Source organism: Paenibacillus sp. OT2-17, from assembly GCF_009827695.1.
Lineage (GTDB): Bacteria > Bacillota > Bacilli > Paenibacillales > Paenibacillaceae > Paenibacillus > Paenibacillus polymyxa_B.
This window is the reverse complement of record NZ_WUDQ01000684.1, coordinates 1-1,754: the sequence shown is the minus strand read 5'-3', so window position 1 is coordinate 1,754 and position 1,754 is coordinate 1. Positions and strand designations below refer to the sequence as shown.

Sequence of the window (1,754 nt, the reverse complement as noted above, 5' to 3'; positions counted from 1 at the left end):
CGCTTTGTCGGAACAGATTAAATCGCTGATGGGAGAGGAGTATTTTTATTTTTACGATGCGGCAGCCCCGATTGTAGAAAAGGACTCTATCGACATGAGCAAGGTTTATCTGGCTTCCCGTTATGATAAGGGAGAAGCAGCGTACTTGAATTGTCCGATGAACGAAGCGGAATTTGATGCTTTTTATGAGGCTCTGATTACGGCTGAGGTAGCGCAAGTCAAGGAATTCGAAAAAGAAATTTATTTCGAAGGCTGTATGCCCATCGAAGTGATGATGCAACGTGGGAAACAAACGGCATTATTCGGACCAATGAAACCTGTGGGTCTCGTAAATCCACATACAGGTGAACTGCCCCACGCAGTTGTTCAGCTTCGGCAGGATAACGCCGCAGGAACGCTGTATAATCTGGTTGGTTTCCAGACTCACCTCAAATGGGGGGAGCAAAAGCGTGTATTTTCAATGATTCCGGGTCTTGAAGAGGCAGAGTTTGTACGTTACGGTGTGATGCATCGTAATACCTTTATTAATTCTCCGCAGCAACTTCATCCAACCTATCAGTTCAAGGGAAGAAGTAATCTATTCTTCGCCGGACAAATGACCGGTGTAGAGGGATATGTGGAGTCGGCGGCTTCTGGTCTGCTGGCCGGGATGAATGCGGCACGAGCAGCGCGTGGACAGGAAATGTTTGTATTTCCTGCAGAAACGACATTAGGCAGCATGGCGCGGTATATTACGACCGCTGATTTTAAGCATTTTCAACCGATGAATGCAAATTTTGGTTTGCTTCCAAAGTTGGAGGAACGGATTCGTAACAAAAAGGAAAAAAATGAAGCTCTCGCTAATCGCGCGCTGGAAAGTTTGCATGGTTATATCAACGAAACGGGAGTTATGTCAGCTGAAGTACAGGCATAGGGATGAAGGAAAAGGAGGAGCGCGTTATGGATATGTCCTTTCATGCTACCACCATCTGCGCTGTACGCCACAATGGCAAAGGAGCTATTGCGGGTGATGGACAGGTAACGTTCGGCAACAGTGTTGTAATGAAGCAGACGGCAAAAAAAGTGCGCAGATTGTATCGTGGTCAGGTCGTTGCTGGATTTGCGGGTTCGGTGGCAGATGCTATCACGTTATTTGAAAAGTTCGAAAATAAGCTAGAGGAACACCACGGAAATCTTCAAAGAGCAGCCGTGGAACTGGCCAAGGACTGGCATCAGGATCGTATTCTGCGCAAGCTGGAAGCGCTCATGATTGTGATGGACTCATCCGGAATGCTGCTCATTTCTGGAGGCGGCGAAATTATCGAGCCGGATGATGATGTGCTTGCGATTGGCTCAGGTGGTAATTTTGCATTGGCGGCTGCCCGTGCTTTCAAACGCCATGGCTCTGGCATGGAAGCAAAGGACATGGCACGGGAAGCGCTAGAGGTTGCTTCGGAAATATGTGTGTATACGAACAATCAGATTATCGTGGAAGAACTGTAAATCGGCTCTGAGTATTCAAGGGTGGAGGAGTGCAAAATGAATAATCAATCGTTGACGCCCAGACAAGTGGTATCCGAGCTGGATAAGTATATTGTCGGACAAAAGGAAGCTAAAAAATCTGTTGCTGTTGCCTTGCGTAACCGTTATCGGCGTAGTAAGCTGCCGGATGATATCCGGGATGAAATTGTGCCTAAAAATATTTTGATGATCGGACCGACAGGTGTGGGTAAAACTGAAATTGCACGTAGACTTGCACGGCTCGTGGGGGCTCC

3 protein-coding genes are annotated in these 1,754 nt (G+C 47.4%); all 3 read left to right on the top strand.

The features are described from left to right. Positions 1-913 (top strand): FADH(2)-oxidizing methylenetetrahydrofolate--tRNA-(uracil(54)-C(5))-methyltransferase TrmFO (trmFO, locus tag GRP75_RS26100; RefSeq protein ID WP_160790785.1); only part of this gene is annotated, 913 nt, incomplete at its 5' end. Between the two features lie 26 nt (positions 914-939). After that, the gene (gene hslV / locus GRP75_RS26095) at positions 940-1,482 is read left to right on the top strand and encodes an ATP-dependent protease subunit HslV (RefSeq protein WP_160790784.1); all 543 of its coding nucleotides are present in this window, start codon (positions 940-942) and stop codon (positions 1,480-1,482) included. A gap of 36 nt (positions 1,483-1,518) precedes the next feature. Continuing rightward, positions 1,519-1,754: AAA family ATPase (locus GRP75_RS26090; protein ID WP_160790783.1), on the top strand; the 236-nt coding region annotated here is incomplete at its 3' end.

Bases quoted from the DNA above. Each gene is read 5' to 3' on its own strand.
- hslV (WP_160790784.1), top strand. From the start codon at position 940: ATGGATATGTCCTTTCATGCTACCACCATCTGCGCTGTACGCCACAAT.